Source organism: Pseudomonas sp. efr-133-TYG-5 (genome assembly GCF_030209175.1).
Lineage (GTDB): Bacteria > Pseudomonadota > Gammaproteobacteria > Pseudomonadales > Pseudomonadaceae > Aquipseudomonas.
The window spans coordinates 1,122,296-1,148,985 of record NZ_JARVSM010000001.1 but is presented as its reverse complement, the minus strand read 5'-3'; the positions used below and the strand labels follow the sequence as shown (position 1 = coordinate 1,148,985).

Below are 26,690 nucleotides of genomic sequence, written 5' to 3'. Positions count from 1 at the left end.
GATTCTCGTCCATTGGTCTAAAGGTCGCAGGGCGGGGTGGGGCGTAGAGTCGTCGCGAATGCTTGATTTTGGCGCTTTTCCCTTTGCTTTCAGGCTTGTACGAAACGAGATGTGTCCATGCCCGGAACATAGGGTTTGCGTGTTGATTCAACTGGGTTACGCTCGAACCAAGCCAGATGTTCAATCCAATCAATGGAGTTCAGCATGGGTTACAAGAAGATTCAGGTTCCAGCCGTCGGCGACAAAATCACCGTCAATGCAGACCATTCTCTCAATGTTCCTGATAACCCGATCATCCCCTTCATCGAAGGTGACGGCATTGGTGTCGACATCAGTCCGGTGATGATCAAGGTTGTCGATGCTGCAGTTCAAAAGGCATACGGCGGCAAGCGCAAGATTTCCTGGATGGAAGTCTACGCCGGGGAAAAAGCCACCCAGGTTTACGATCAGGACACCTGGCTGCCCCAGGAAACCCTGGACGCGGTCAAGGATTACGTGGTTTCCATCAAGGGCCCGCTGACCACTCCGGTCGGTGGCGGCATCCGTTCGCTGAACGTGGCCCTGCGCCAGCAACTCGACCTGTACGTCTGCCTGCGCCCGGTGCGCTGGTTCGAAGGCGTGCCAAGCCCGGTGAAAAAGCCTGGCGACGTCGACATGACCATCTTCCGCGAGAACTCCGAAGACATCTACGCCGGCATCGAATGGAAGGCCGGTTCGCCCGAAGCGACCAAGGTCATCAAGTTCCTCAAGGAAGAAATGGGCGTCACCAAGATCCGATTCGACGAAAACTGCGGCATCGGCGTCAAGCCGGTTTCCCGCGAGGGCACCAAGCGCCTGGCGCGCAAGGCGCTGCAATATGTGGTCGACAATGACCGCGACTCGCTGACCATCGTGCACAAAGGCAACATCATGAAGTTCACCGAAGGTGCCTTCAAGGAATGGGCCTATGAAGTGGCGGCCGAAGAGTTCGGCGCGACCCTGCTCGACGGCGGCCCGTGGATGCAGTTCAAGAACCCGAAAACCGGCAAGAACGTCGTCGTCAAGGATGCCATCGCCGACGCCATGCTCCAGCAGATCCTGCTGCGCCCGGCCGAATACGATGTGATCGCGACCCTCAACCTCAACGGCGACTACCTCTCCGACGCCCTGGCGGCGGAAGTGGGCGGTATCGGCATCGCGCCGGGCGCCAACCTGTCCGACACCGTGGCGATGTTCGAAGCGACCCACGGTACCGCGCCGAAATACGCCGGCAAGGATCAGGTCAACCCGGGGTCGTTGATTCTCTCCGCGGAAATGATGCTGCGCCATATGGGCTGGACCGAGGCGGCGGATCTGATCATCAAGGGCACCAACGGCGCGATCGGCGCCAAGACCGTGACCTACGACTTCGAGCGTCTGATGGATGGCGCCAAGCTGGTTTCGTCGTCCGGCTTCGGTGATGCGCTGATCTCGCACATGTAAGCGAAAACCGCTGCAACAAAAAACCGCCCGGCTCGAGTGATCGAACCGGGCGGTTTTTTATTGGCTGGCGGTTTACGCGGGCGTCAGCTGGTGACCGATTGGGTCTGCACGCTGGCCGGAGCAGCCTCCTGGGCGGCGTCGACGGCGCGGATGCTCACGGCATGCAGGCCTTTGGGGCCTTGCACGATGTCGAATTTGACGAGCTGTCCGGCCTTCAGGGTTTTGTACCCGTCCATTTCAATGGCCGAATAATGGGCAAAGAAATCAATGTCCTTGCCGTCTTCGTCGCGACCTTCGCGGGCGTCGGTGTTGATGAAACCGAATCCCTTGGCATTGTTGAACCATTTCACCTTGCCGACAGCCATGCTCAAATCCCTCTGCAACAGACTCCAACGCTGGAGTATCATCCAATTCATCCGCAGTCGAATCCGTGAATAAAGATTGACTCGGCGGATCTTTTTTACCCACTGTGGGCTCTATTGGTTGTAACACCGTTTTCCCGATAGTCAAGGTGACCGGGCAGTCGGAGTTGAAAACGTGTCAAACCGCCCCCACCACTGTATTTGCACAACTGACGAACCTTTCTTTCCATGCATGCAATCAGCCAGATTCGACTAACATTCAATCAGGATCGCCCTGATTTACACGACGACGATTCAGCGGGTATTGCTGTTCAGGAAGCAAAGCCTGCGTTACAGGCGCCGCCGATGTACAAGGTGGTTTTGTTCAACGATGACTACACACCGATGGATTTCGTCGTCGAAGTGCTCGAGGTGTTTTTTAACCTGAATCGCGAGCTGGCGACCAAGGTCATGCTGGCCGTTCACACAGAAGGACGGGCAGTATGTGGAGTGTTTACCCGCGACATCGCCGAGACAAAGGCCATGCAGGTCAACCAGTACGCCAGGGAAAGCCAGCATCCGCTACTCTGTGAAATCGAGAAGGACGGTTAATCGCCGACCACTTGGGTATGAGGTGAAGCTATGTTAAACCGCGAGCTCGAAGTCACCCTCAATCTTGCCTTCAAGGAGGCTCGTTCGAAGCGTCATGAATTCATGACCGTCGAACACCTGCTGCTGGCCCTATTGGACAATGAGGCTGCCGCCACCGTTTTGCGTGCCTGCGGCGCGAACCTCGACAAACTCAAGCACGACCTGCAGGAGTTCATCGACTCCACCACGCCATTGATCCCCGTCCATGACGAAGATCGCGAAACCCAGCCAACCCTGGGCTTCCAGCGTGTATTGCAACGTGCTGTCTTTCACGTACAGAGCTCGGGCAAACGCGAAGTGACTGGCGCCAACGTGCTGGTTGCAATCTTCAGTGAGCAAGAGAGTCAGGCGGTGTTCCTGCTGAAACAGCAGAGCGTTGCGCGCATCGATGTCGTCAACTACATCGCCCACGGCATTTCCAAGGTGCCGGGGCATGGCGATCACTCTGAAGGTGAACAAGATATGCAGGACGACGAGGGCGGTGAGTCTTCTTCTTCAGGCAATCCTCTGGATGCTTATGCCAGCAACCTCAACGAACTGGCGCGCCAGGGGCGGATCGATCCACTGGTCGGGCGCGAGATGGAAGTCGAGCGTGTCGCGCAGATCCTCGCGCGCCGGCGCAAGAACAATCCGTTGCTGGTCGGCGAGGCGGGCGTGGGCAAGACCGCGATCGCCGAAGGCCTGGCCAAGCGCATTGTCGACAACCAGGTGCCGGACCTGCTCGCCAACAGCGTGGTTTATTCGCTCGATCTCGGTGCTCTGCTCGCGGGTACCAAGTATCGCGGCGATTTCGAGAAGCGCTTCAAGGCGCTGCTCAATGAGCTGAAAAAGCGCCCGCAGGCGATCCTGTTCATCGACGAGATCCACACCATCATCGGTGCGGGTGCCGCGTCCGGTGGCGTGATGGATGCCTCGAACCTGCTCAAGCCGCTGCTGTCGTCGGGTGATATCCGCTGCATCGGTTCGACCACGTTCCAGGAATTCCGTGGCATCTTCGAGAAGGATCGGGCCCTGGCGCGTCGTTTCCAGAAAGTCGATGTCGTCGAGCCGTCGGTGGAAGACACCATCGGCATCCTGCGTGGCCTGAAAGGTCGTTTCGAGCAGCACCACAACATCGAGTACAGCGACGAGTCGTTGCGTGCCGCTGCCGAACTGGCTTCGCGCTACATCAATGACCGGCATATGCCGGACAAGGCCATCGACGTGATCGACGAGGCGGGCGCCTACCAGCGTCTGCAGCCGGCGGAAATGCGCGTCAAGCGCATCGAAGTACCGCAGGTCGAAGACATCGTGGCCAAGATCGCGCGGATTCCGCCGAAACACGTCACCAGCTCCGACAAAGAGTTGCTGCGTAACCTCGAACGTGACCTGAAACTCACCGTGTTTGGTCAGGATGCGGCGATCGACTCGCTGTCGACCGCCATCAAACTGTCGCGCGCCGGGCTCAAGTCGCCGGACAAGCCAGTCGGTTCGTTCCTGTTCGCCGGTCCTACCGGTGTCGGTAAGACCGAGGCTGCGCGGCAACTGGCGAAAGCGCTGGGCATCGAACTGGTGCGTTTCGACATGTCCGAGTACATGGAGCGCCATACCGTATCGCGTCTGATCGGTGCGCCTCCAGGTTATGTCGGCTTTGACCAGGGCGGTCTGTTGACCGAAGCGATCACCAAGCAGCCGCACTGCGTGCTGCTGCTCGATGAAATCGAGAAGGCGCATCCGGAAGTCTTCAACCTGCTGCTGCAGGTGATGGACCACGGTACGCTGACCGACAACAACGGGCGCAAGGCGGACTTCCGCAACGTGATCGTGATCATGACCACCAACGCCGGCGCCGAAACGGCCGCGCGTGCTTCGATCGGTTTCACTCATCAGGATCATTCGTCCGATGCGATGGAAGTGATCAAGAAGAGCTTCACTCCGGAATTCCGCAACCGCCTGGACACCATCATTCAGTTTGGTCGCCTCAGTCACGAGGTCATCAAGAGTGTGGTGGACAAGTTCCTCACCGAACTGCAGGCGCAGCTGGAAGACAAGCGGGTGCTGCTGGAAGTCACCGATGCGGCGCGCAGCTGGCTGGCGGCCGGTGGTTACGACTCGGCAATGGGCGCACGCCCGATGGCGCGTCTGATCCAGGACAAGATCAAGCGTCCGCTGGCGGAGGAGATTCTGTTTGGCGAACTGGCCGAGCATGGCGGTGTGGTGCACATCGACATCAAAGACGGCGAGCTGACCTTCGACTTCGAGACCACGGCGGAAATGGCCTGACGGCTGGCGGTAAAGCGAAAGGCGCCTTCGGGCGCCTTTTTGCTGTCTGCGATTTTGGTTTTAGTCGTGGGGATGTGCCCCAGAACCTCAAACCCAAAACACAGATACAAAAACGCCCGGCATTAAGCCGGGCGTCTTGTATTGACTTGATTAGCGAGCGCGGTAAGTGATGCGCCCTTTGCTCAAGTCATAGGGCGTCAGCTCGACACGCACTTTGTCACCGGTAAGAATACGAATGTAGTTCTTGCGCATCTTGCCGGAAATATGCGCGGTTACGACGTGCCCATTTTCCAACTCCACACGAAACATGGTGTTGGGCAGGGTGTCGACGACAGTGCCTTCCATTTCGAAGCTGTCTTCTTTCGACATGCAGTAAAGCCCTCGGTATCCAATGAATGGCCCGGTGCAACTGCGCCAGGCAAAAGCGGCGTGCATTGTGCCCGAAAAATGGGGTTTACGCCAAGGGGTTTAGGGTTTGCGTTTAGTTGAGGACGACCCAGCGCTGATTAATCAGTAGTTCAATGGGGCGATACTGGGTCTTGTAGTTCATCTTTTTGCAGTTTTTGATCCAGTACCCCAGGTACACCGCTTCGAGGCCCAGGCGCTGGGCTTCGGTGATCTGCCAGAGGATTGCGTAACGGCCCAGGCTGCGGCGTTCTTCCTCCGGCTCGTAAAAGGTGTAGACCGCCGACAGACCGTTGGGCAGCAAATCGGTGACGGCGACAGCCAACAACCGTCCGTCGAGCCGGAACTCGTAGAAGCGCGAGAAAGGCAGGTCACGCACCAGAAACGTCGAGAACTGATCGCGGCTCGGCGGGTACATGTCGCCATCGGCGTGACGCTGTTCGATGTAGCGCTGGTACAGGTCGAAATATTCTTCACTGAACGCTGGTTTGACCGGGCGCACCTGCACATCGGCGTTGCGCTTGAAAATACGCTTCTGCTGTCGGTTAGGGTTGAACTGCGCCACCGGAATGCGCGCAGGCACGCAGGCATTGCAGTTCTGGCAATGCGGGCGGTACAGGTGATCGCCGCTACGACGAAAGCCCATTTCCGACAGGTCTGCGTAGACATGCACATCCATGGGCTGGCTCGGATCGAGGAACAGGGTCGTGGCCTGCTCCTCGGGCAGATAACTGCAAGAGTGGGGCTGAGTGGCATAGAACTTCAGGCGCGCCAACTCGGTCATGATCAACCCTCGGGATAAGCTGGTGAATTAAGTGTAAGCCACGCGCGCAAAAGTCGCTCAGCAAACCCAGGTGGCGCGATGCGGTTGATCCAGGTGTCGGGCCAGATAATCGGCGAATGCGCTGCGGGAGATGGCACGCGCGCCGAGGCTGTGCAGATGATCGGTCGGCATCTGGCAGTCGATCAGCACGAATCCTGAGTCTTTCAGGTGCCGTACCAGCGTGGCAAAGCCGAATTTCGAGGCGTTGTCGGCGCGACTGAACATCGATTCGCCAAAAAACAACTGACCCATCGCCAGGCCATACAGGCCGCCGACCAGTTCGCCTTGATCCCAGACTTCCACCGAATGGGCGAACCCGCGGCGGTGCAGTTCGACGTAGGCGTCCTGCATGGCCTGGGTGATCCAGGTGCCGTCGGCATAGTCGCGGGGCGCGGCGCAGGCGCGGATCACGGCAGCGAAATCCTGATCGAAGGTCACCTGATAACGCTGTTGGCGCAGCAGTTTGGCCAGGCTGCGCGAGACGTGCAGTTCGTCGGGGAACAGCACGGTGCGTGGATCGGGCGACCACCAGAGAATCGGCTGGCCTTCGGAAAACCACGGAAAGCAGCCATGGCGATACGCCTGGATCAGGCGATCGGCAGAAAGATCGCCACCGGCGGCCAGCAACCCGTTGGGGTCGCGCATGGCCTTTTCCAGTGGCGGAAAAGTCAGGGTGTTGCGTTGTAACCAAGTCAGCATGGCATCCGGGCTTGCAGAAGGGGAGGGCGGTGGGCGCCTGGGCCCGCGGTAAAGTGTGCCGTTAAATGGCGCGATTGTCGTGTCGATCCTGCGTGACCTGTGCGTCGCTGCAACTTGCCGTCAGGGACGCGGTCGTAAGCGAGCATCCCGGTCGCCTGCGAGGCGTCTGCGCTGAGTCTGGCGGGGGATTTGCCCGCGGACTGCCGCGGTGCTGGGAGCATGCTTCGCTACGTTCATCAAATACACCTCATAAGCCTTTGTCACAAAAGACAATGCATGCTCAAATTGGGTCGCAGGGCCGGCGTGCTTGGCTATGCTTGAGCAGGAGGTCTGAAGCATGGCATCGCACGCACAAACCCGTACAATGCCGGGCTGTTACAGAATATTCGCCGGGTGCCCGGTTTATAAAAACCGCGGTGCAGTGTTAAAAGTAGTCTCAGTTGCGCCCGTCAACTTTTTTACCTGCCTGGATTGGGCAGTTTTTTATCGTCATTCAATAGATGGACGCGCCTCTGGCGCAGGAAAAGAAGCGTTTTGAAGAAATCCACCGAAGCACCAAAAACAGTCGTTCCGCTCTGGCGCCAGCATTTGCACTACCGACTCAAGGAAGGTGCTCTGATCGCCATCGGTGCCTTGTGCCTGTTCCTGATGATGGCCTTGCTGACCTACGGCAAGGACGATCCGGGCTGGAGCCACAACAGCAAGATCGACGACGTGCAGAATTTCGGCGGCCCGGCCGGTTCCTACAGCGCCGACATCCTGTTCATGGTGCTGGGCTACTTCGCCTACATCTTCCCGTTGTTGCTGGCGATCAAGGCCTATCAGATCTTCCGCCAGCGCCACGAACCCTGGCAGTGGAGCGGCTGGCTGTTCTCCTGGCGCCTGATTGGCCTGGTGTTCCTGGTGCTGTCTGGCGCCGCGCTGGCGCACATCCATTTCCACGCGGCCACCGGTCTGCCGGCGGGCGCTGGCGGTGCCCTGGGCGAAAGCCTGGGCGACCTGGCCCGCAACGCGCTGAATATCCAGGGCAGCACGCTGCTGTTCATTGCGCTGTTCCTGTTCGGCCTGACGGTGTTCACCGACCTGTCGTGGTTCAAGGTGATGGATCTCACCGGCAAGATCACCCTCGACCTGTTCGAGCTGTTCCAGGGCGCGCTCAATCGCTGGTGGTCCGCGCGCACCGAACGCAAGCAACTGGTCGCGCAATTGCGCGAAGTCGACGATCGCGTACACGACGTCGTGGCGCCGACGGTTACCGACAAGCGCGAGCAGGCCAAGGTCAAGGAACGCCTGATCGAACGTGAGCAGGCCCTGAGCAAGCACATGTCCGAGCGCGAGAAGCAGGTGCCGCCGGTCATCGCCCCGGCTCCGGCCAAGGCGCCCGAGCCGAGCAAGCGCGTGCAGAAAGAGAAGCAGGCGCCGCTGTTTGTCGACAGCGCGGTGGAAGGCACCTTGCCGCCGATCTCGATTCTCGATCCGGCGGAAAAGAAACAGCTCAACTACTCGCCGGAGTCCCTGGCTGCGGTGGGCCACCTGCTGGAGATCAAGCTCAAGGAGTTCGGCGTCGAAGTCACCGTCGATTCGATCCATCCCGGCCCGGTGATTACCCGCTACGAAATCCAGCCTGCCGCGGGCGTGAAAGTCAGCCGCATCGCCAACCTGGCGAAAGACCTTGCGCGTTCCCTGGCCGTGACCAGCGTGCGTGTGGTCGAGGTGATTCCGGGCAAGACCACGGTCGGTATCGAGATTCCCAACGAAGACCGGCAGATCGTGCGGTTCTCCGAAGTGCTGTCGACGCCCGAGTACGACAACTTCAAATCGCCGGTCACCCTGGCCCTGGGCCACGACATCGGCGGCAAACCGGTCATCACCGACCTGGCGAAGATGCCGCACCTGCTGGTCGCCGGTACGACCGGTTCCGGTAAGTCGGTGGGCGTCAACGCGATGATCCTGTCGATCCTGTTCAAATCCGGGCCGGACGACGCCAAGCTGATCATGATCGACCCGAAAATGCTCGAGCTGTCGATCTACGAAGGCATTCCGCACCTGCTGTGCCCGGTGGTCACCGACATGAAGGACGCGGCCAACGCCCTGCGCTGGAGCGTTGCCGAGATGGAGCGGCGCTACAAGCTGATGGCGAAGATGGGCGTACGTAACCTGTCCGGCTTCAACGCCAAGGTCAAGGAAGCCCAGGACGCCGGCGAGCCGCTGAGCGATCCGCTGTACAAGCGTGAAAGCATCCATGACGAAGCGCCGCTGCTGCAGAAGCTGCCGACCATCGTCGTGGTCGTCGACGAATTCGCCGACATGATGATGATCGTCGGCAAGAAGGTCGAAGAGCTGATCGCCCGGATCGCGCAGAAGGCCCGTGCGGCCGGGATCCATTTGATTCTCGCGACCCAGCGCCCGTCGGTGGACGTGATCACCGGTCTGATCAAGGCCAACATCCCGACCCGTATGGCGTTCCAGGTCTCGAGCAAGATCGACTCGCGCACCATCATCGACCAGGGCGGCGCCGAACAATTGCTCGGCCACGGTGACATGCTCTACATGCCGCCGGGCACCAGCCTGCCGATCCGTGTGCACGGCGCGTTCGTTTCCGACGATGAAGTGCATCGGGTGGTCGAAGCCTGGAAACTGCGTGGCGCGCCGGAATACAACGACGACATTCTCAATGGCGTCGAAGAGGCAGGCAGCGGTTTCGAAGGCAGCAGTGGCGGTGGTGACGGCGACGATCCGGAAGCCGATGCGCTGTACGACGAAGCCGTGCAGTTTGTCCTGGAAAGCCGCCGGGCCTCGATTTCCGCTGTACAGCGCAAGCTGAAGATCGGTTACAACCGCGCCGCACGGATGATCGAAGCCATGGAAATGGCCGGCGTCGTCACCGCGATGAACACCAACGGTTCGCGTGAAGTCCTGGCCCCGGGGCCGATGCGCGACTGATGCCAGGCCCGGTTTCACAAGCAAGGGATGGCGCAATGACGCGCCGTCCGCTCTCCCACGAGTATTCAAGAGGATTCCCATGCGTCTTATCCGCATGCTGCTGCCAGTACTGGCGTTGACGACATTCACGGCCCACGCCGATGACAAGGACGTGGCACGCCTGACCCAGCTGCTGGAAACATCCAAGACCCTGACGGCACGCTTCTCGCAGCTGACCCTCGACGGCAGCGGTACCCAGTTGCAGGAAACCGCTGGTGAAATGTCGCTGCAGCGCCCGGGCCTGTTCTACTGGCACACCGAAGCACCGGCCGAGCAGACCATGGTTTCCGATGGCAAGAAAGTGACCCTGTGGGACCCGGATCTCGAGCAGGCGACCATCAAGAAGCTCGACGAGCGCCTGACCCAGACCCCGGCGCTGCTGTTGTCCGGTGATGTGTCGAAGATCAGCCAGAGCTTCGACATCACCGCCAAAGAGGCCGGTGGCGTGATCGACTTCACCCTGAAGCCGAAAACCAAGGACACCCTGTTCGACAGCCTGCGCCTGTCGTTCCGCAACGGCCTGGTCAATGACATGCAACTGATCGACAGCGTCGGCCAGCGCACCAACATCCTGTTCACCGGGGTGAAGGCCAACGAAGCGATCCCGGCGTCGAAGTTCAAGTTCGACATCCCCAAGGGTGCCGATGTCATCCAGGAATAAACCCAGAGGTTTCAACGCGACGTGATGGATCTGTTTCGCAGTGCACCGATTGCCCAGCCGCTGGCCGCACGTTTGCGCGCGACCAACCTGGACGAGTACGTCGGACAGGAACACGTGCTCGCGCGCGGCAAGCCTCTGCGCGAGGCGCTGGAGCAGGGTGCCCTGCATTCGATGATCTTCTGGGGCCCGCCGGGCGTGGGCAAGACCACCCTGGCGCGGCTGCTCGCGGAAGTCTCGGATGCGCACTTCGAAACGGTCTCGGCAGTGCTCGCCGGGGTCAAGGAAATCCGTCAGGCGGTAGAAATCGCCAAGCAGCAGGCCGGGCAATACGGCAAGCGCACGATTCTGTTCGTCGATGAAGTGCACCGTTTCAACAAGTCGCAGCAGGATGCATTCCTGCCGTATGTCGAAGACGGTACGCTGATCTTCATCGGCGCCACCACCGAAAACCCTTCGTTTGAATTGAACAACGCTTTGTTGTCGCGGGCGCGCGTCTATGTGCTCAAGAGCCTCGATGAAACCGCGCTGCGCAAACTGGTGCAGCGCGCGCTCACCGAAGAGCGCGGCCTGGGCAAGCGCAACCTGACCCTCAGCGATGAAGGCTTCCAGATGCTGCTGTCGGCCGCCGACGGCGACGGTCGGCGCCTGCTCAATCTGCTGGAGAACGCCTCCGACCTGGCCGAAGACAACAGCGAAATGGGCACCGAGCTGCTGCAAAGCCTGCTCGGTGATACGCGGCGGCGTTTCGACAAGGGCGGCGAAGCGTTCTACGACCAGATTTCCGCCTTGCACAAATCGGTGCGCGGCTCCAATCCGGACGGCGCGCTGTACTGGTTCGCGCGCATGATCGACGGCGGTTGCGATCCGCTGTACCTGGCCCGACGCGTGGTGCGCATGGCCAGCGAAGACATCGGCAACGCCGATCCGCGCGCGCTGAGCCTGTGCCTGGCGGCGTGGGAAGTGCAGGAGCGCCTCGGTAGCCCGGAAGGCGAGCTGGCAGTGGCCCAGGCCATCACCTACCTGGCCTGCGCGCCGAAAAGCAATGCGGTGTACATGGGCTTCAAGACCGCGTTGCGGGCCGCCGCCGAACACGGTTCGCTGGAAGTGCCGCTGCATCTGCGCAACGCACCGACCAAGCTGATGAAGCAGTTGGGCTACGGTGACGAATACCGCTATGCCCACGATGAACCGGACGCCTATGCCGCCGGCGAAGACTATTTCCCGGAAGAACTCGAACCGATCCCGTTCTATCAGCCGGTGCCTCGCGGCCTGGAATTGAAGATCGGCGAGAAGCTCAACCACCTCGCCCAACTCGATCGCCTGAGCCCCCGGCAGCGGAGAAAATAGTGATCCCACTGATTGTTGCAGTCTCGGTCGGCGGGGTTGCCGGCACCCTGTTGCGCTTCGCCACCGGCAATTGGGTCAACGCCAATTGGCCGCGGCACTTCTATACCGCGACGCTGGCCGTTAATATCGTGGGCTGTCTGCTGATCGGCGTGTTGTACGGTCTGTTTTTGATACGCCCGGAAGTACCGATCGAGGTGCGTGCCGGGTTGATGGTCGGCTTCCTCGGGGGGCTGACGACTTTTTCATCCTTTTCACTGGATACGGTGCGCCTGCTGGAAAGCGGGCAGGTGCCGCTGGCCCTGGGCTATGCGGCGATCAGCGTATTCGGCGGGCTGCTCGCCACCTGGGCCGGCCTGTCCCTGACCAAACTTTGATAACGAGAAACCGACATGCTCGATTCCAAACTGTTACGTAGCGACCTTCAGAACGTAGCGGCCCGCCTGGCTTCCCGTGGCTTTGCCCTGGATGTCGCGCGCATCGAAGCGCTGGAAGAACAGCGCAAGACCGTACAGACCCGCACCGAAGCACTGCAGGCTGAACGTAATGCGCGCTCCAAATCCATCGGGCAGGCCAAGCAGCGCGGCGAAGACATTGCGCCGCTGATGGCCGACGTCGAGCGCATGGCAGGCGAGTTGAGCGCCGGTAAAACCGAACTGGACGCGATCCAGACCGAGCTGGATTCGATCCTGCTGGGCATTCCCAACCTGCCGCACGAATCGGTTCCGGTCGGCGAAGACGAAGACGGCAACGTCGAAGTGCGCCGTTGGGGCACGCCGACCGTATTCGACTTCCCGGTGCAGGATCACGTGGCCCTGGGCGAGAAGTTCGGCTGGCTGGATTTCGAAACCGCCGCCAAGCTGTCCGGCGCGCGTTTCGCCCTGCTGCGCGGCCCGATCGCGCGCCTGCACCGTGCTCTGGCGCAGTTCATGATCAATCTGCACGTCACCGAGCACGGCTACGAAGAGGCCTACACGCCTTATCTGGTCCAGGCGCCGGCGCTGCAAGGCACTGGCCAGTTGCCGAAATTCGAAGAAGACCTGTTCAAGATCGCCCGCGAAGGCGAAGCCGATCTGTACCTGATCCCGACCGCCGAAGTGTCGCTGACCAACATCGTTGCCGGTGAAATCGTCGATTCGAAACTGCTGCCGATCAAGTTCGTCGCCCACACCCCGTGCTTCCGCAGCGAAGCCGGGGCGTCCGGTCGTGACACCCGCGGCATGATCCGCCAGCACCAGTTCGACAAGGTCGAGATGGTGCAGATCGTCGAGCCGGCGAAATCCATGGAAGCCCTGGAAAGCCTGACCGCCAACGCCGAGAAGGTCCTGCAACTGCTGCAGCTGCCTTATCGCACCCTGGCGCTGTGCACCGGCGACATGGGCTTCAGTGCCGTGAAGACCTACGACCTCGAAGTGTGGATTCCAAGCCAGGACAAGTACCGCGAAATCTCCTCGTGCTCGAACTGCGGCGACTTCCAGGCCCGGCGCATGCAAGCGCGTTTCCGCAACCCGGAAACCGGCAAGCCTGAGCTGGTGCACACCCTCAACGGTTCCGGCCTGGCGGTCGGCCGTACGCTGGTGGCGGTGCTGGAGAACTACCAGCAGGCCGACGGTTCGATCCGTGTGCCGGATGTGCTGAAGCCGTACATGGGTGGCCTCGAGGTCATCGGCTAAATGAAATATCTGCCGCTGTTTCACAACCTGCGCGGCAGTCGTGTGTTGGTTGTCGGCGGGGGGGAGATTGCCTTGCGCAAATCCCGCCTGCTGGCCGATGCCGGTGCGCTGCTGCGGGTGGTCGCACCTGAAATCGAGGCGCAACTGCGCGAGCTGGTCGTCGCCAGCGGTGGCGAATGCCTGCTGCGTGGTTACGTCGAAGCGGATCTGGACGGTTGCGGGCTGATTATCGCCGCCACCGACGACGAAACGCTCAATGCGCAAGTCTCCACCGATGCCCATCGGCGCTGCGTGCCGGTCAACGTGGTCGACGCACCGGCCCTGTGCAGCGTGATCTTCCCGGCGATCGTCGATCGCTCGCCGCTGATCATCGCGGTGTCCAGCGGCGGCGATGCGCCGGTGCTGGCGCGGCTGATCAGGGCCAAGATCGAAACCTGGATTCCCTCGACCTACGGCCAGTTGGCCGGGCTGGCGGCGCGCTTCCGCAATCAGGTGAAGAACCTGTTCCCGGATGTGCAGCAGCGCCGTGGTTTCTGGGAAGACGTGTTCCAGGGCCCGATTGCCGACCGGCAGCTGGCCGGGCAGGGCGCCGAGGCCGAGCGTCTGTTGCAGGCCAAGATCGATGGCGAAGCGGACATCACCACCGGCGAGGTGTACCTGGTCGGTGCCGGACCGGGTGATCCGGACCTGTTGACCTTCCGCGCCTTGCGCCTGATGCAGCAAGCCGACGTGGTGCTGTACGACCGCCTGGTGGCGCCGGCGATTCTCGAGCTGTGCCGTCGCGATGCCGAGCGCATCTATGTCGGCAAGCGTCGTTCCGATCATGCGGTGCCGCAGGATCAGATCAACCAGCAACTGGTCGACCTGGCCAAGGCCGGCAAGCGTGTGGTGCGCTTGAAGGGCGGTGATCCGTTCATCTTCGGCCGTGGCGGCGAGGAGATCGAGGAACTGGCGGCGCACGGCATTCCGTTCCAGGTGGTCCCCGGTATCACCGCGGCCAGCGGTTGTGCGGCGTATGCCGGGATCCCACTGACGCACCGCGATTACGCGCAGTCGGTGCGTTTCGTGACCGGGCACTTGAAGGACGGCTCCACCGATCTGCCGTGGTCCGACCTCGTCGCACCGGCGCAGACCCTGGTGTTCTACATGGGCCTGGTGGGCTTGCCGATCATCTGCGAGCAACTCATCCAGCATGGGCGTGCGGCCGATACCCCGGCGGCATTGATCCAGCAGGGCACCACGGTCAATCAGCGGGTCTTCACCGGCACGCTGGCCGATCTGCCGCGGCTGGTGGCGGAGCATGAAGTGCATGCGCCGACCCTGGTGATCGTCGGCGAAGTGGTGCAACTGCGCGAGAAACTGGCGTGGTTCGAAGGGGCTCAGGCGCAAGTCTGAGTCTTTAAACAAGATCGCAGCCTGCGCCAGTGCCTGCACGGTTCAAACGTAAACCGTGCAGGCACTGGCGCAGGCTGCGATCTTTTGCTTTCAGAGGTTACGCCACACGCCTTTGCCATTCAGCCGCGCCCGGTCATGCGCCGCGCGGAAATCCTGCTCAGGTCCTTTCGGCACCACGCCGGTCGGGTTGATGGTCTTGTGGCTGCCGTAGTAGTGATGCTTGATGTGCTGGAAATCCACTGTCTCGGCAATCCCCGGCCACTGATACATTTCCCGTAGCCAGTTCGACAGGTTCGGATAATCGGCAATCCGCCGCAGGTTGCACTTGAAGTGCCCGTGGTAGACGGCGTCGAAACGGATCAGCGTGGTGAACAGGCGCACATCCGCTTCGGTCAGGTACTCACCGCTCAGATAACGGTTGGCGCCCAGCAACTGTTCCAGATGATCCAGTTCGGCAAACACATCATCGAACGCTTGTTCGTAGGCCTGCTGCGAGGTGGCGAACCCGGCGCGGTATACGCCGTTGTTCACGGCCGGGTAGATGCGCTCGTTGAGTGCATCGATCTCGCCGCGCAGGGGCGCCGGGTAGAAATCCAGGTCATTGCCGGTGAGGTCATCGAAAGCGCTGTTGAACATGCGGATGATCTCCGCCGATTCGTTGCTGACGATGCGCTTGAGCTTTTTGTCCCACAGCACCGGCACGGTGACGCGGCCGGTGTAGTCGGCGGTGTCAGCGGTGTAGCGCTGGTGCATGAAGTCGAAGTGATCGAGTTTGTCGCCGGTGGAGCCGAGGTTCTGGTCGAAGGTCCAGCCGTTTTCCAGCATCAACCAGCTGACCACCGACACGTCGATCAACGTTTCCAGGCCTTTGAGCTTGCGCAGGATCAAGGTGCGGTGCGCCCATGGGCAAGCCAGGGAAACGTAGAGGTGATAGCGTCCGGCCTCGGCGGCAAAACCGCCTTCACCACTCGGGCCAGGCTCGCCGTCACGCGTGACCCAGTGACGCCGTTGCGCCTGTTCGCGCTGGAATGCGCCGTCCTTGCTGCTTTCGTACCACTTGTCCTGCCAGCGGCCTTCGACTAACAAACCCATGTTCAAGACTCCTGAAACCAATAATCGTTGGAGTCGAGTCTATTCCGCTGAGTTCGAACAAAAAGCGCAAAGATCGGGCGCGAATGATCGGTTAAATCGATTTGTTGCGCGCAGCCCAGTATTGCTCGGCGGTGGCGAACGCCTGTTCGCGGCTCTGGCCGAGGCCCCGCAGCGCCAGGGCCATGGTCGAAATCAGTGCCAGCTGCGGATAGCTGTCGATCACCTCGCCGCGCCAGACCGCTTTCAGATGTTCGACGTCCAGCGACGCCGGTTTTACGTGGCGCTGTGCCGACAGCTGAGGCCATTCCTCGTCCCAGCTCACGCCGCCGGTGGTGCCGTAGAGGTGACTGTCGGCATCGGGATTGATCTCGATTTCGCCGCCGTCGCCCTTGATGACGATGGCGGTATCGCCGAGCAAACCGCTGGCGTCGCGATGCACAGCCTGATAGCCCGGGTGGAAGATACTTTGCAGCCCGCACCGCGCGCCCAGCGGATTGAGGATCCGTGCCAGCGAATGGATCGGCGAACGCAGGCCGAGGGTGTTGCGCAGGTCGATCATCCGTTGCAGCTGCGGCGCCCAGTCCACCAGCGGCATGAAGGCCAGGCCGCCGTTGTCCAGTGCCGCGCCAACCTGCTGCCAGTTGCGGCACAGCGGGATGCGCAGTTCGCCGAGCAATTGTTCCGAGTACAAACGGCCAGCAGTGTGCGCGCCGCCGCCATGCATGAAGATGCGCACGCCGTTTTGCGCCAGGCATTTGGCCGCCAGCAGGTACCACGGCAGGTGGCGTTTCTTGCCGGCGTAGGTCGGCCAGTCCAGGTCGACCGCCAGCGCCGGTGCCTGCAAGCGCTCGCGCAGGGCCTCGGTGAAACCGGCCATCTCTTCGGCGCTTTCTTCCTTGTGCCGCAGCAGCATCAGGAAGGCGCCGAGCTGGGTTTGCTCGACGGCTTCGTCAAGCACCATGCCCATGGCTTCCCGGGCTTCGGCGCGGGTCAGGTCGCGGGCGCCGCGCTTGCCTTTGCCGAGGATGCGCACGAATGTCGCGAACGGATGCTCGGCTGGCGTTTCGAGGGTCAGCGCTGGGTAGTCGGTCATAGGCAATTGGTCGGTTTGGGCAGGCCCGCCAGCTTCGCGGCGAGTTTGGCGGGGGTGCCGTTGAACAGGCGGTTGAGGTGCAGGCTGTTGCCCTTGTCCGGGCCGAGCTTGAGCGCGGTGTACTTGATCAGCGGCCGGGTGGCCGGGGACAGCTGGAATTCGGCGTAGAAGCTGCGCAGCAGTTCGAGGACTTCCCAGTGCTCGGCGCTCAACTCGATGCCTTCGGCGGCGGCGAGGGCGCTGGCGACGTCGGCCGACCAGTCGTCGAGGTCGACCAGGAAGCCGTCCTTGTCCAGTTCAATGGCGCGAGCGCCGATGGTCAATGCTTTCATAACCAGCTGTTGACCTTGTCGTGGTGGATCGACAACTCGACGAAGGCCGGGTAGTCGATGGCTTCGGCCCAGTGCGGAACCTCCACGGCACGGGCCTGCAGGTCTTCGGCCAGGGCAAACAGTTTTACCCGGCGCGCCGCCAGCGTATCGAACGGCGCGGTGCCCGGTTGCAGGGCGTACACCGCGTCGCCGGACAACAGCAGGGCATCGGCAGCGCCGATCACGCGCAGGCAACTGCTCAGGCGCTCGTCGCCGAACGGGGAATGAGACAACACATGCAAAGTCGACATCAGAGGGTGATCACCTGGTCGTAACGGTCAATAAGGGCGGTGATTTGCTCGGCGGCCAGCGCTTGCGCCTCGTCCAGCGACAGCGCGCCGAGGCCGCGGGTGCTGGCGCTTTCGGCGCAGTAGAACAGGGCCTCGACGCCGAACATCGGCAATGCCTGCAGGTTGGCACTGAGGTCTTTCTGCTGCACTGCCCTGGCATTTTGTCCTGCCGCCAGTTGCAGCACGCCGTCATCGAGAAACAGCAGGCCGATCGGCAGATCGAAGGCGCCGCCGGCCAGCACGATGTCCAGCGCCTCGCGGGCGGCGGGGCCGGACCACGGCGCCTGGCGGCTGATAATCAACAGGGATTTGGCCATCTCACGCGCCTCCGAAACAGATCAGGCGGTCGGCGTCTTGCACCGCATCGTGCAACTGGCCGAGTCCGGACAGCTCCCACGGGGCGCTGACAGCCACCGCGTCACGCTGATAGCGCTGGGCTTCTTCGCCGTTCAGCACGCCACGGCGCAGGGCGGCGGCGATGCATACCACGCCGTCCAGTTGCTGCTCGGTGATGAAGGTGCGCCATTGTCTGGGCAGGTCCGGTTCGTCCTGCGGCGTAACCACCGCGTCGGAGGCGTTGTGGACGCCGTCCTGATAGAAAAACAGCCGGACGATCTCATGCCCGCCGGCCAGTGCCGCCTGGGCGAACAGCAGGGCGCGGCGCGAGGAGGGCGCGTGGGCGGCGGAAAACAGCGCAATGGCGAACTTCATGACGGACTCGATCAGCGAAACTGCGGCCATGATAAAGCTTTCTCGGCGGAGCGGCTAAGGCGATCTTGCCACAGCCGCTGTCGGCGTTTTCAGCGTGGCATGTAGCCCAACTGCCAGCGCCGCGGGATCTTCAGCGACAGCAGGCCGATCAGCGCCGCCAGCAGGCCGCTGACGAACAGGGCCCTGAGCCCCAGGTGATGCTCCAGCACGGCGCCGATCACTGCGCCGATGAACATGCCGCTCCACGGCACCAGTTGCACGCGCCAGCCGTTTCGCCGCTCGCCGAGCATCCAACGGCCCAGGCCGCGACCGAACCGCGACAGTGCACCGGTGACGTACGTCAGCCCGACCGCCAGGCCGTTCACTTCTTCCACCGCCGCATTGAGCATGCCCATGGCGATGATCGCCGCCAGCAGCGCCGGCAGCTGCACGTCGGACGGCCAGGCGGCCGCGCCGCAGAGCAGGGTGGCGATGCACAGCAGCAGGGGCAGCGCACGCCGCCCGCCAAATCGACCGACCACGACGCCGAGGGCATTGCCGACCACGAACGTGGCGACCAGCAGCACCAGCCGTAGTGTCAGGCCCATGTCGCCAGCACTGATCGCCACGGCCAGGCGCGTAGTGTTGCCACTCATGAACGAGACGAAGTCGCCACTGGCCATGAAGCCGATCGCATCGGTCATGCCGGCCAGGACCGAGAGCGCGGCCACCAGCGCCAGCCCCACGCGACCGCGCCATTTCTGCGTGTGCAGATGGCCGGGGCTGGCGCGGTGGGTCGGGGCGGATGGCAACATGGGCAACGGGTCCTTGAGCGGTGACTAAGGTTCTATGCCATACAGATCGCAGTATTCCAGCCAGTCCATGCCGGCCATTTCCGCGACTTCGCGATGCACCTCCAGGCGCTGCGCCTGATATTCCTCGGACGAAGCGGCGGTCAGTTGCAGAGTCAGTTCCCAGGCGAACAAGCCCTGGCTTTCCGCCTCCGCCTCGAACGCCTCATGCAGGCGTTCTTCGCGATATTGCGCCGGGGTTTCGCCTTTGGCCTGGGCCAGGAGCGGGTTGAGATGGTCGAGACTTTCGCGCAACTCGGGGCGCGCATCGAGAAACAGTTTCAGGGCGTGTTCGTGTCGTTGGTCGGTGGCCGCCATGGGCTTTCCTTATCGGGCTGGTTGACCATAGGGTGCCGCAGCGGCCGGCACCTGTCGCGCTCTAAATGCAGTAAAGCAGAACGATTCTGCGTGCCACGGTGCTACAGTCCGCTTTTTTCCGGATGAGCGAATGCAATGCGAATTCTGATGGTAGCGCTGGCGGCGACCGTGCTGGCCGGTTGCGCAGGTTCGGTGATGGACGATGCCCGCACCAGGACCCCTTACAAGACCCTGACTTCGGAGAAACCCGAGAAAGTCGTGGCCCAGTGCGTGCAGTTTTCCTGGCAGGACGAAGCCGTGTTCGGCGTCGATGCCGCCGCGTACCTGGAGCCGGGCAAGCAGGGCGGTTCGACGGTCTACACCCGTTCGGCCGAGTCGTTTGTCGATATCAACAGTGACGCGTCGGGGACGACGCTGAATTACTACGCGCAGCAGGATGATTTTGTCGCCAAACGCCGTCTGGCGGCATTGGCGACCTGCCTGTAAGCGGTCATGGCGGCAGTTGCCATCAGCGCGAGTCGACTCGCGCCGATGGCCCTGGCGCTCAGCCGTTCAGGCGTTTCTGAAAGAAATGGCGCTTGTGGCCCGGCGGATAATCCAGCAGTTCGCCGAACTGGCTATAACCCAGTTTCTTGTAGAAGTCCGGCGCCTGAAAATCGAAGGTATCGAGCCAGACGCCGATGCAGCCCTGTTCGCGCGCCAGATCTTCTGCCATCTGCATCAGTCTTGAGCCGATGCCCTGGCCCCGGCCTGCTTCGGGCACCGCCAGCAAATCGACAAACAGCCATTGGCAGACCTGGCGCCCGTACAGACCGCCGAGGATGGCGTCGTGCTCGTCGCGCACCAGCAGCGTCAACGGTTCCGATTTGGCGATCCCGGCCTTGGCAACGTTATAGGCGTGCAGCGGGGCCAGGATGGCCAGGCGTTCCTCTTCCGTGGAGTGTGGCGACAACTCGATCCGCAAGTTCATCTGCGCTTCCTTGTGGGCAGTGGACGGGCAGCCTAGCGCGCCGCGCCGATTTCTTCCATCCCTGCAAAAGCCGTGGAACCGCCGCTTGCGCGCCGGGGTCTAGGCTTTAACGGCGTCATCCCGGACGCGTTCACCGAGGACCTTCCATGAATATTTTCGAAGCCCTGCGCGAAAGCCACGACCGTCAGCGCGCCTACGCCAAGACTTTGATCGAAACCAGCGGCGACACCCCGGAGCGTGTCGCGGCGTACAAGCAGCTCAAGGCCGAACTGCAGGCCCATGAGACGGCAGAAGAGCGGCACTTTTATATCCCGCTGATGGAGTTCGATAACGGCGTCGACCTCAGCCGCCACGCCATCGCCGAACACCATGAGATGGACGAGATGATGGAAGAGCTGGACGAGACCGAGATGTCCAGTCCGGCCTGGCTGGCCGCGGCGAAAAAGCTTTCGGACAAGGTCCATCACCACCTCAAGGAAGAAGAGCAGAAGTTCTTCCAGATGGCCGGCAAGCTGCTCGATGACAAACAGAAGGAACAGCTCGCCGGTCAGTATCAGAAAGAGTTCAAGGCACAGTTGTCCTGAGCCATGAATGCAGGTTCTTGTGAGTTCGGCGTGTAGTCCTTCTGCCATGCGTGGCGTGCGAGTCGGTGCAATGCACTGTATTTATATCCAGTGTTCTGGCGGGTTTGCCAGGAATTGACCGACACGCTGCGACAAATCCGCCGATGGACAAAAAAACCAGCTCCGCTAGGTTGAAGGCCTCTCCTCGGAAAGGAGAGTTCTCAAATCAACGGAGTGAACAACATGAATCAACCACAAGCTCAAACCCAACTGCGACACGGTCGCGTGATTTCCCCGGCCAGCCGCGGCGCGGTGGCCATCGAGCAGGGATTGCTCGAGGCCTGGCAGGTCAACGAAATGGAAGGTGGCAAGAACTTCCCGGCGCTGGTGGCCGGGCCGTTTCCCGCGCCTTTCGAGTCGGACAACCCGAGCGTCGTGCCGCCGGCCGATGGCTACATCCTCAGCGGCGGCAAGACCGATGCGCGTGATTGCGTGAACTTCACCGCGGCCGAAATGAGCAAGAAGCTCGGTCGTCCGTTCGACTGGCCGCTGCTCAACGTCACGCCCGGGCAGATCCTCGAAGTGAAGTGGGAATACACCGCGCCGCACACCACCCGTGGCTATCGATGGCTGATCACCAAGGATGGCTGGGATCCGCAGCAGCGCATCAGTCGCGCGCAACTGGAGGCACAACCGTTCGCCGAGGATTTCTATCCGCAGGTGCCGTACTACAGTCATGCGGCGGAATTGAAAGCCAAGGTCAATCACGCGGTGAAACTGCCGGCCAACAAACGCGGCCATCACGTCATCGTGCTGATGTGGATCGTTGCCAACACCGGCAACGCCTTCTACCAGGCGTTCGACGTCGACTTCAAATAAGTCCGCGTTCTCTCTCACACGTTCTGAAGGATTAGAACATGGCAAACATCGACTTCACCTTGTTGCACACCCAGGCGAGCGACGCTGCGTCGCTGATGCCGAGCATTGCCGGCAAGAAGATCCTCATGGGCTTCTGGCACAACTGGCCGGCCGGTCCGAGTGACGGCTACCAGCGTGGCCAGTTCGCCAATGTCGCCCTGGAAGAGGTGCCCAAGGAATACAACGTGGTCGCCGTGGCGTTCATGAAGGGCAACGGCATCCCGACGTTCAAGCCGTACAACGTTTCCGATGCCGAGTTTCGCCGGCAGGTCGGGGTGCTCAACAGCCAGGGCCGGGCGGTGCTGATTTCCCTCGGCGGCGCCGATGCGCACATTGAGTTGCGTAGCGGCCAGGAGCAACCGCTGGCCAATGAAATCATCCGTCTGGTGGAAACCTATGGCTTCGACGGTCTGGACATCGATCTTGAGCAGAGCGCGATTGATTTCGCCGCCAACAAGACCGTCCTGCCCGCCGCGCTGAAGCTGGTCAAGGATCACTACGCCGGCCTGGGCAAGCACTTCATCATCAGCATGGCGCCGGAATTCCCGTACCTGACCAGCAACGGCAAGTACCTGGCCTACCTGCAGGCGCTGGATGGCTACTACGACTTCATCGCCCCGCAGTTCTACAACCAGGGTGGCGACGGTGTCTGGGTGCAGGAGGCCAACAATGGTGCCGGTGCGTGGATCGCGCAGAACAACGATGCGCTCAAGGAGGACTTCCTCTACTACCTGACCGAGAGTCTGGTGACCGGCACTCGTGGCTTTACCCGGATCCCGGCGGACAAGTTCGTCATTGGCCTGCCAGCCAACGTCGATGCCGCCGCCACCGGTTATGTCAGCGACAAGAACGTGGTCGGCAACGTACTCAAACGCCTGGCGATCAAAGGTCTGCCGATCAAGGGGCTGATGACCTGGTCGGTGAACTGGGACAACGGCACCAGCAAGGATCGGGTGCCGTACAACTGGGAGTTCAGTCGGCGCTACGGGCCGTTGATTCATGGCGCGAGCCTTTCCGCGCAGGCATCCGATGCGGTCGTGCACGACATCGCAAGCCAGCGCTGAGTAGCGGAAAAGCCCGGTAGCGCTGCCGGGCTTTTTTCGTAGGGGCAGCGGTTTTTTTCGCCTACCATGGGCGCTTCCCATGAACACAAAGGATCAGGCGTCATGCCCAACACCGCCGAGCGGATCAACATCGTTGAAACCCAAGTGTTGTCCCACGACTGGTATCTGCTGAAGAAAATCACCTTCGATTACCTGCGCAACGACGGCGCCTGGCAACGTCAGACCCGCGAGGTCTACGACCGTGGCAACGGCGCGGCGATTCTGCTGTTCAATCGCGACAAGCGCACGGTGGTGCTGACGCGCCAGTTTCGTCTGCCGGTCTTTGTCAACGGCCATGACGGGTTGCTGATCGAGGTGGCGGCGGGGCTGCTCGAAGGTGCGGCACCGGAGCAACGGATTCGTGCCGAGGCCGAGGAAGAAACCGGCTATCGCGTGCATGACGTGAAAAAGGTGTTCGAGGCTTACATGAGCCCGGGATCGGTGACCGAAAAACTGCACTTCTTCATTGCCGAGTACGACGTGCAGGCAAAGGTCAGCGACGGCGGCGGTCTGGAGGAGGAGACGGAAGAGCTGGAGGTGCTGGAGTGGCCTTTCGAGGAGGCGCTGGCGGCCTTTGCGCGTGGTGAGATCTGCGACGCCAAGACCATCATGCTGTTGCAGTACGCGGCGATGAACAAACTGTTTGCCTGATCTGCCGAGCAGATCGTCTAGAACAGATCCGCGGTCTCGCCAACCCGCGGGCCGTTGCCGCCTTCAAGGGTCAACAGGTGCGCCTTGGCTTCGAGGCCACCGGCAAATCCGGTCAGTTTCCCGGAAGCACCGATCACCCGATGGCACGGCGCAATGATCGAGATCGGATTGCGCCCGTTCGCAGCGCCTACTGCCCGCACCGCGGCGGGGTGGCCGATCTGAACGGCAATTTCGCTGTAGGTGCGGGTCTCGCCAAAGGGAATGGTCAGCAGCGCCGCCCAGACCTTTTTCTGAAAGGCGGTGCCGGCAAAATCCAGTTCCAGCTCGAAAGCCTGGCGGGTACCGGCGAAATATTCTTCCAGCTGCCGGGCGGTGTCGCGCAGCAGCGGATGCTCCGGCGCTTCGCTCATCGGCCCCAGGCGCACGCGATCGGGTTTGTCGTTTTCCCAGAGGATGGCTGCCAGTCGCGCGCCGTTCGCGACCAGCTTCAGCTCGCCGACCGGCGAAGGCAGGGTGATGAACGTGTAGGCCATGGGCAGCAACTCCGGAGCGCGGCGGCAAAGTGTCCAGCATACTGCCGGATCGGGGAGGCGCAAACCGCAATCGCGACCATACTGCTGGGTGCTCTTCAAGCGCTTTCCCTCTGTGTTGCACAGAGCCTAAAAACAAGAAAAGAGATCGACTCATGAAGTACGAACCTTTTGCCAAGTCGCTGATAGCGACCGCTCTGACGCTCAGCTGCCTCATGGCCCACGCCGCTTCGGTGGCACCGGTGGCCGCGGAAAACGGCATGGTGGTCACGGCCCAGCACCTGGCCACCCACGTCGGTGTCGATGTATTGAAAAACGGCGGCAATGCCGTCGATGCGGCGGTCGCCGTCGGGTATGCGCTGGCGGTGGTCTATCCCGCGGCGGGCAACCTTGGCGGCGGTGGTTTCATGACCATTCAACTGGCCGACGGACGCAAGACCTTCCTCGATTTCCGCGAAAAAGCGCCACTGGCCGCGACGGCCGACATGTACCTCGACAAGCAGGGCAACGTCATTCCGGACCTGAGCACCCGTGGTCACCTCGCGGTTGGGGTACCCGGCACGGTGTCGGGCATGGAGCTGGCGCTGAGCAAGTACGGCACCAAACCGCGCAAGGAGATGATCGCTCCGGCGATCAAGCTGGCCGAAGACGGCTTTGAACTGGAGCAGGGCGACGTCGAGCTGCTGGAGTACGCCACCGATGTGTTCAAGAAGGATATGCGCGACTCCGGCTCGATTTTTCTGAGCAACGGCGAGCCGATGCAGGTCGGCCAGAAACTGGTGCAGAAAGACCTCGGCAAGACCCTGCGCAGCATCTCCGAGAAAGGCGCCGACGGCTTCTATAAAGGCTGGGTGGCCGACGCCATCGTCACCTCGAGCCAGGCCAACAAGGGCATCATCACCCAGGCCGACCTCGACAAATACAAGACCCGCGAACTGGCCCCGGTGGAGTGCGACTATCGCGGCTACCACGTGGTGTCGGCGCCGCCACCGAGCTCCGGCGGTGTGGTGATCTGCCAGATCATGAATATCCTCGAAGGCTATCCGATGAAGGATCTGGGCTTCCATTCCGCCCAGGGCATGCACTATCAGATCGAAGCGATGCGCCATGCCTATGTCGACCGCAACAGCTATCTCGGCGACCCGGATTTCGTCAAGAATCCGATCGAGCACCTGCTGGACAAGAACTACGCGACCACGCTGCGCAACGCCATCGCGCCGCAGAAGGCTGGCGTCTCGGCCGAGCTGAAACCGGGAGTCGCGCCCCACGAAGGCAGCAACACCACGCACTATTCGATTGTCGACAAGTGGGGCAACGCGGTGTCGGTGACCTACACCCTCAATGACTGGTTCGGCGCCGGGGTGATGGCGAGCAAGACCGGGGTGATCCTCAACGACGAAATGGACGACTTCACCTCCAAGGTCGGCGTGCCGAACATGTACGGCCTGGTGCAGGGCGAGGCCAATGCGATTGCTCCGGGCAAGGCGCCGCTGTCGTCGATGAGCCCGACCATTGTCACCAAGGACGGCAAGGTGGTGATGGTGGTCGGTACGCCGGGCGGCAGCCGGATCATCACCGCGACGCTGCTGACCATGCTGAACGTCATCGACTACGGCATGGGCCTGCAGGAGGCCGTCGACGCGCCACGCTTCCACCAGCAATGGATGCCGGAGCAGACCAACCTCGAAGACTACGCGGCCAGCCCGGACACGAAGAAAATCCTCGAGAGCTGGGGCCACAAGTTCGCCGGCCCGCAGGATGCCAACCACATCGCGGCGATCCTGGTCGGTGCGCCGTCCCTGGGCGGCAAGCCGGTCGGCAAGAATCGTTTCTACGGTGCCAACGATCCACGGCGCAACACCGGGTTGTCATTGGGTTACTGAGGGGCGTAAAAAGGGGGCGGACCCTGGTCCGCCCCCGTCTCGAAGTCCGATCAAGGAAGGCACATCATGACCACCGCATTGCTCATTATCGACGTCCAGCATGCCTTGTGCGTCGGCGAGTACCAGTGCTACGACATTGCGCGCGTGATCGACACCATCAACGACCTCAGCACTCGCGCACGCGAGGCGGGGGTGCCGGTGGTGCTGATCCAGCATGAAGAAAAGGACAGCCCGCTGGCCCATGGCGCCGAAGGCTGGCAACTGGCCCCGGGGCTGCTCACCGGCGCTGACGATCTGCGGGTACGCAAGACCACCCGCGATTCGTTCTACCAGACCCCCCTGCAGAAGCTCATCCCCAGCGAAGACTTCGAGCGCCTGGTGATCTGCGGCCTGCAGACCGATTACTGCGTCAACGCCACCGTGCGCCAGGCGCATCAACTGGGCTACGACGTGGAACTGGTCGCCGACGCGCATTCCACCGTCGACAACGGCAACATGAGCGCCGAAGACATCATCGCCGAACACAACAAGGACCTCGCGCACCTGAGCGGTTCCGTGGCGCGGATCGATGTGAAGCCGGCGGCGGATATCCGCTTCTGAGCAGCGCCACCGTGCGCGACCGGCGATTGAAAAAATCCAGCGCATCGACAGCCCGGGCGCGGCATACTGC

29 protein-coding genes and 1 pseudogene are annotated in these 26,690 nt (G+C 61.7%); 16 read left to right on the top strand and 14 right to left on the bottom strand.

Translation table 11 applies throughout. From position 1 onward, the window contains the following. Nucleotides 1–204 precede the first annotated feature (204 nt). Entirely contained in the window at nt 205–1,461 is a 1,257-nt protein-coding gene (icd, locus tag QRN70_RS05200; protein WP_285416137.1) for an NADP-dependent isocitrate dehydrogenase, read from the top strand. 83 nt (nt 1,462–1,544) lie between these two features. Here the strand turns inward: icd and QRN70_RS05195 are convergent, their stop codons facing one another. Then, complete coding sequence (locus tag QRN70_RS05195) at nt 1,545–1,826, bottom strand: cold shock domain-containing protein (protein ID WP_285416136.1); 282 nt, start codon at nt 1,824–1,826, stop codon at nt 1,545–1,547. 225 nt (nt 1,827–2,051) lie between these two features. Between QRN70_RS05195 and clpS the strand changes: the two genes are divergently transcribed. Together clpS and clpA are read left to right on the top strand one after the other, a co-directional pair. After that, a complete protein-coding gene (gene clpS, locus QRN70_RS05190) occupies nt 2,052–2,414 on the top strand; it encodes an ATP-dependent Clp protease adapter ClpS (protein WP_015094394.1) in 363 nt (120 codons plus the stop codon). Nucleotides 2,415–2,444: 30 nt separating this feature from the next. Continuing rightward, nucleotides 2,445–4,715 carry an ATP-dependent Clp protease ATP-binding subunit ClpA gene (clpA, locus tag QRN70_RS05185; protein WP_285416135.1) on the top strand — a complete coding sequence of 757 codons (2,271 nt, stop codon included), beginning with the start codon at nt 2,445–2,447 and terminating at the stop codon, nt 4,713–4,715. 150 nt (nt 4,716–4,865) lie between these two features. Here the strand turns inward: clpA and infA are convergent, their stop codons facing one another. The 3 genes from infA to aat form a co-directional block, all read right to left on the bottom strand. Further along, nucleotides 4,866–5,084 carry a translation initiation factor IF-1 gene (infA, locus tag QRN70_RS05180; RefSeq protein WP_002553999.1) on the bottom strand — a complete coding sequence of 73 codons (219 nt, stop codon included), beginning with the start codon at nt 5,082–5,084 and terminating at the stop codon, nt 4,866–4,868. Nucleotides 5,085–5,196: 112 nt separating this feature from the next. Continuing rightward, entirely contained in the window at nt 5,197–5,904 is a 708-nt protein-coding gene (locus tag QRN70_RS05175) for an arginyltransferase (RefSeq protein ID WP_285416134.1), read from the bottom strand. A 57-nt stretch (nt 5,905–5,961) separates the two neighbouring features. After that, on the bottom strand, nt 5,962–6,642 hold the full coding sequence (gene aat, locus QRN70_RS05170) for a leucyl/phenylalanyl-tRNA--protein transferase (RefSeq protein ID WP_285416133.1): 681 nt from the start codon (nt 6,640–6,642) through the stop codon (nt 5,962–5,964). Nucleotides 6,643–7,176: 534 nt separating this feature from the next. Between aat and QRN70_RS05165 the strand changes: the two genes are divergently transcribed. The 6 genes from QRN70_RS05165 (at nt 7,177) to cysG (ending at nt 14,697) form a co-directional block, all read left to right on the top strand. Beyond that, on the top strand, nt 7,177–9,585 hold the full coding sequence (locus QRN70_RS05165) for a DNA translocase FtsK (protein ID WP_285416132.1): 2,409 nt from the start codon (nt 7,177–7,179) through the stop codon (nt 9,583–9,585). A gap of 79 nt (nt 9,586–9,664) precedes the next feature. Then, on the top strand, nt 9,665–10,285 hold the full coding sequence (gene lolA / locus QRN70_RS05160) for an outer membrane lipoprotein periplasmic chaperone LolA (protein ID WP_285416131.1): 621 nt from the start codon (nt 9,665–9,667) through the stop codon (nt 10,283–10,285). Between the two features lie 24 nt (nt 10,286–10,309). Continuing rightward, nucleotides 10,310–11,632: a replication-associated recombination protein A gene (locus QRN70_RS05155; RefSeq protein WP_285416130.1), complete on the top strand. Its 1,323-nt coding sequence runs from the start codon at nt 10,310–10,312 to the stop codon at nt 11,630–11,632. Further along, a complete protein-coding gene (gene crcB, locus QRN70_RS05150; RefSeq protein WP_285416129.1) occupies nt 11,632–12,006 on the top strand; it encodes a fluoride efflux transporter CrcB in 375 nt (124 codons plus the stop codon). Before QRN70_RS05155 ends, crcB begins: the two co-directional genes overlap by 1 nt. A 15-nt stretch (nt 12,007–12,021) precedes the next feature. Continuing rightward, nucleotides 12,022–13,302 (top strand): serine--tRNA ligase, encoded by a 1,281-nt coding sequence (gene serS, locus QRN70_RS05145; RefSeq protein ID WP_285416128.1) that lies wholly within the window; start codon nt 12,022–12,024, stop codon nt 13,300–13,302. Next, entirely contained in the window at nt 13,303–14,697 is a 1,395-nt protein-coding gene (gene cysG, locus QRN70_RS05140; RefSeq protein ID WP_285416127.1) for a siroheme synthase CysG, read from the top strand. Nucleotides 14,698–14,787: 90 nt separating this feature from the next. Here the strand turns inward: cysG and QRN70_RS05135 are convergent, their stop codons facing one another. The 8 genes from QRN70_RS05135 to QRN70_RS05100 form a co-directional block, all read right to left on the bottom strand. Beyond that, nucleotides 14,788–15,789: a glutathione S-transferase family protein gene (locus QRN70_RS05135; RefSeq protein WP_285416126.1), complete on the bottom strand. Its 1,002-nt coding sequence runs from the start codon at nt 15,787–15,789 to the stop codon at nt 14,788–14,790. 91 nt (nt 15,790–15,880) lie between these two features. Next, nucleotides 15,881–16,882 (bottom strand): glycosyl transferase family protein, encoded by a 1,002-nt coding sequence (locus QRN70_RS05130; protein WP_285416125.1) that lies wholly within the window; start codon nt 16,880–16,882, stop codon nt 15,881–15,883. Then, the gene (locus QRN70_RS05125; protein WP_285416124.1) at nt 16,879–17,214 is read right to left on the bottom strand and encodes a TusE/DsrC/DsvC family sulfur relay protein; all 336 of its coding nucleotides are present in this window, start codon (nt 17,212–17,214) and stop codon (nt 16,879–16,881) included. Before QRN70_RS05125 ends, QRN70_RS05130 begins: the two co-directional genes overlap by 4 nt. Further along, the gene (gene tusB, locus QRN70_RS05120) at nt 17,211–17,504 is read right to left on the bottom strand and encodes a sulfurtransferase complex subunit TusB (protein WP_285416123.1); all 294 of its coding nucleotides are present in this window, start codon (nt 17,502–17,504) and stop codon (nt 17,211–17,213) included. Before tusB ends, QRN70_RS05125 begins: the two co-directional genes overlap by 4 nt. Beyond that, entirely contained in the window at nt 17,504–17,860 is a 357-nt protein-coding gene (tusC, locus tag QRN70_RS05115) for a sulfurtransferase complex subunit TusC (protein WP_285416122.1), read from the bottom strand. The genes tusB and tusC overlap by 1 nt, the downstream gene beginning before the upstream one ends. 1 nt (nt 17,861) lies before the next feature. Then, a complete protein-coding gene (tusD, locus tag QRN70_RS05110; protein WP_285416121.1) occupies nt 17,862–18,254 on the bottom strand; it encodes a sulfurtransferase complex subunit TusD in 393 nt (130 codons plus the stop codon). Between the two features lie 89 nt (nt 18,255–18,343). After that, nucleotides 18,344–19,048 carry a YoaK family protein gene (locus QRN70_RS05105; RefSeq protein ID WP_285416120.1) on the bottom strand — a complete coding sequence of 235 codons (705 nt, stop codon included), beginning with the start codon at nt 19,046–19,048 and terminating at the stop codon, nt 18,344–18,346. 24 nt (nt 19,049–19,072) lie between these two features. Then, nucleotides 19,073–19,402 (bottom strand): DUF6388 family protein, encoded by a 330-nt coding sequence (locus QRN70_RS05100; protein ID WP_285416119.1) that lies wholly within the window; start codon nt 19,400–19,402, stop codon nt 19,073–19,075. Between the two features lie 135 nt (nt 19,403–19,537). Here QRN70_RS05100 and QRN70_RS05095 point away from each other — a divergent pair, with 135 nt between their 5' ends. After that, complete coding sequence (locus QRN70_RS05095; protein WP_285416118.1) at nt 19,538–19,888, top strand: hypothetical protein; 351 nt, start codon at nt 19,538–19,540, stop codon at nt 19,886–19,888. A gap of 58 nt (nt 19,889–19,946) precedes the next feature. Here the strand turns inward: QRN70_RS05095 and QRN70_RS05090 are convergent, their stop codons facing one another. Next, entirely contained in the window at nt 19,947–20,372 is a 426-nt protein-coding gene (locus QRN70_RS05090; protein WP_285416117.1) for a GNAT family N-acetyltransferase, read from the bottom strand. Between the two features lie 146 nt (nt 20,373–20,518). On the opposite strand from QRN70_RS05090, the gene QRN70_RS05085 reads away from it, so the two are divergent. The 4 genes and pseudogenes from QRN70_RS05085 (at nt 20,519) to QRN70_RS05070 (ending at nt 23,607) form a co-directional block, all read left to right on the top strand. Then, nucleotides 20,519–20,956 (top strand): hemerythrin domain-containing protein, encoded by a 438-nt coding sequence (locus QRN70_RS05085; protein ID WP_285416116.1) that lies wholly within the window; start codon nt 20,519–20,521, stop codon nt 20,954–20,956. 222 nt (nt 20,957–21,178) lie between these two features. Then, a complete protein-coding gene (locus tag QRN70_RS05080) occupies nt 21,179–21,814 on the top strand; it encodes a lytic polysaccharide monooxygenase auxiliary activity family 9 protein (protein ID WP_285416115.1) in 636 nt (211 codons plus the stop codon). A gap of 38 nt (nt 21,815–21,852) precedes the next feature. Then, nucleotides 21,853–22,854, top strand: a pseudogene (locus QRN70_RS05075) (chitinase); the annotation flags it as partial. 165 nt (nt 22,855–23,019) lie between these two features. Further along, on the top strand, nt 23,020–23,607 hold the full coding sequence (locus QRN70_RS05070) for an NUDIX domain-containing protein (RefSeq protein ID WP_285416114.1): 588 nt from the start codon (nt 23,020–23,022) through the stop codon (nt 23,605–23,607). A gap of 17 nt (nt 23,608–23,624) precedes the next feature. Here QRN70_RS05070 and QRN70_RS05065 read toward each other — a convergent pair whose 3' ends face one another. Further along, complete coding sequence (locus QRN70_RS05065) at nt 23,625–24,140, bottom strand: methylated-DNA--[protein]-cysteine S-methyltransferase (protein ID WP_285416113.1); 516 nt, start codon at nt 24,138–24,140, stop codon at nt 23,625–23,627. 152 nt (nt 24,141–24,292) lie between these two features. Between QRN70_RS05065 and ggt the strand changes: the two genes are divergently transcribed. Next, complete coding sequence (gene ggt / locus QRN70_RS05060; protein ID WP_285416112.1) at nt 24,293–26,020, top strand: gamma-glutamyltransferase; 1,728 nt, start codon at nt 24,293–24,295, stop codon at nt 26,018–26,020. A 66-nt stretch (nt 26,021–26,086) separates the two neighbouring features. Further along, complete coding sequence (locus tag QRN70_RS05055; RefSeq protein WP_285416111.1) at nt 26,087–26,620, top strand: cysteine hydrolase family protein; 534 nt, start codon at nt 26,087–26,089, stop codon at nt 26,618–26,620. The last annotated feature ends 70 nt before the right edge of the window (nt 26,621–26,690 follow it).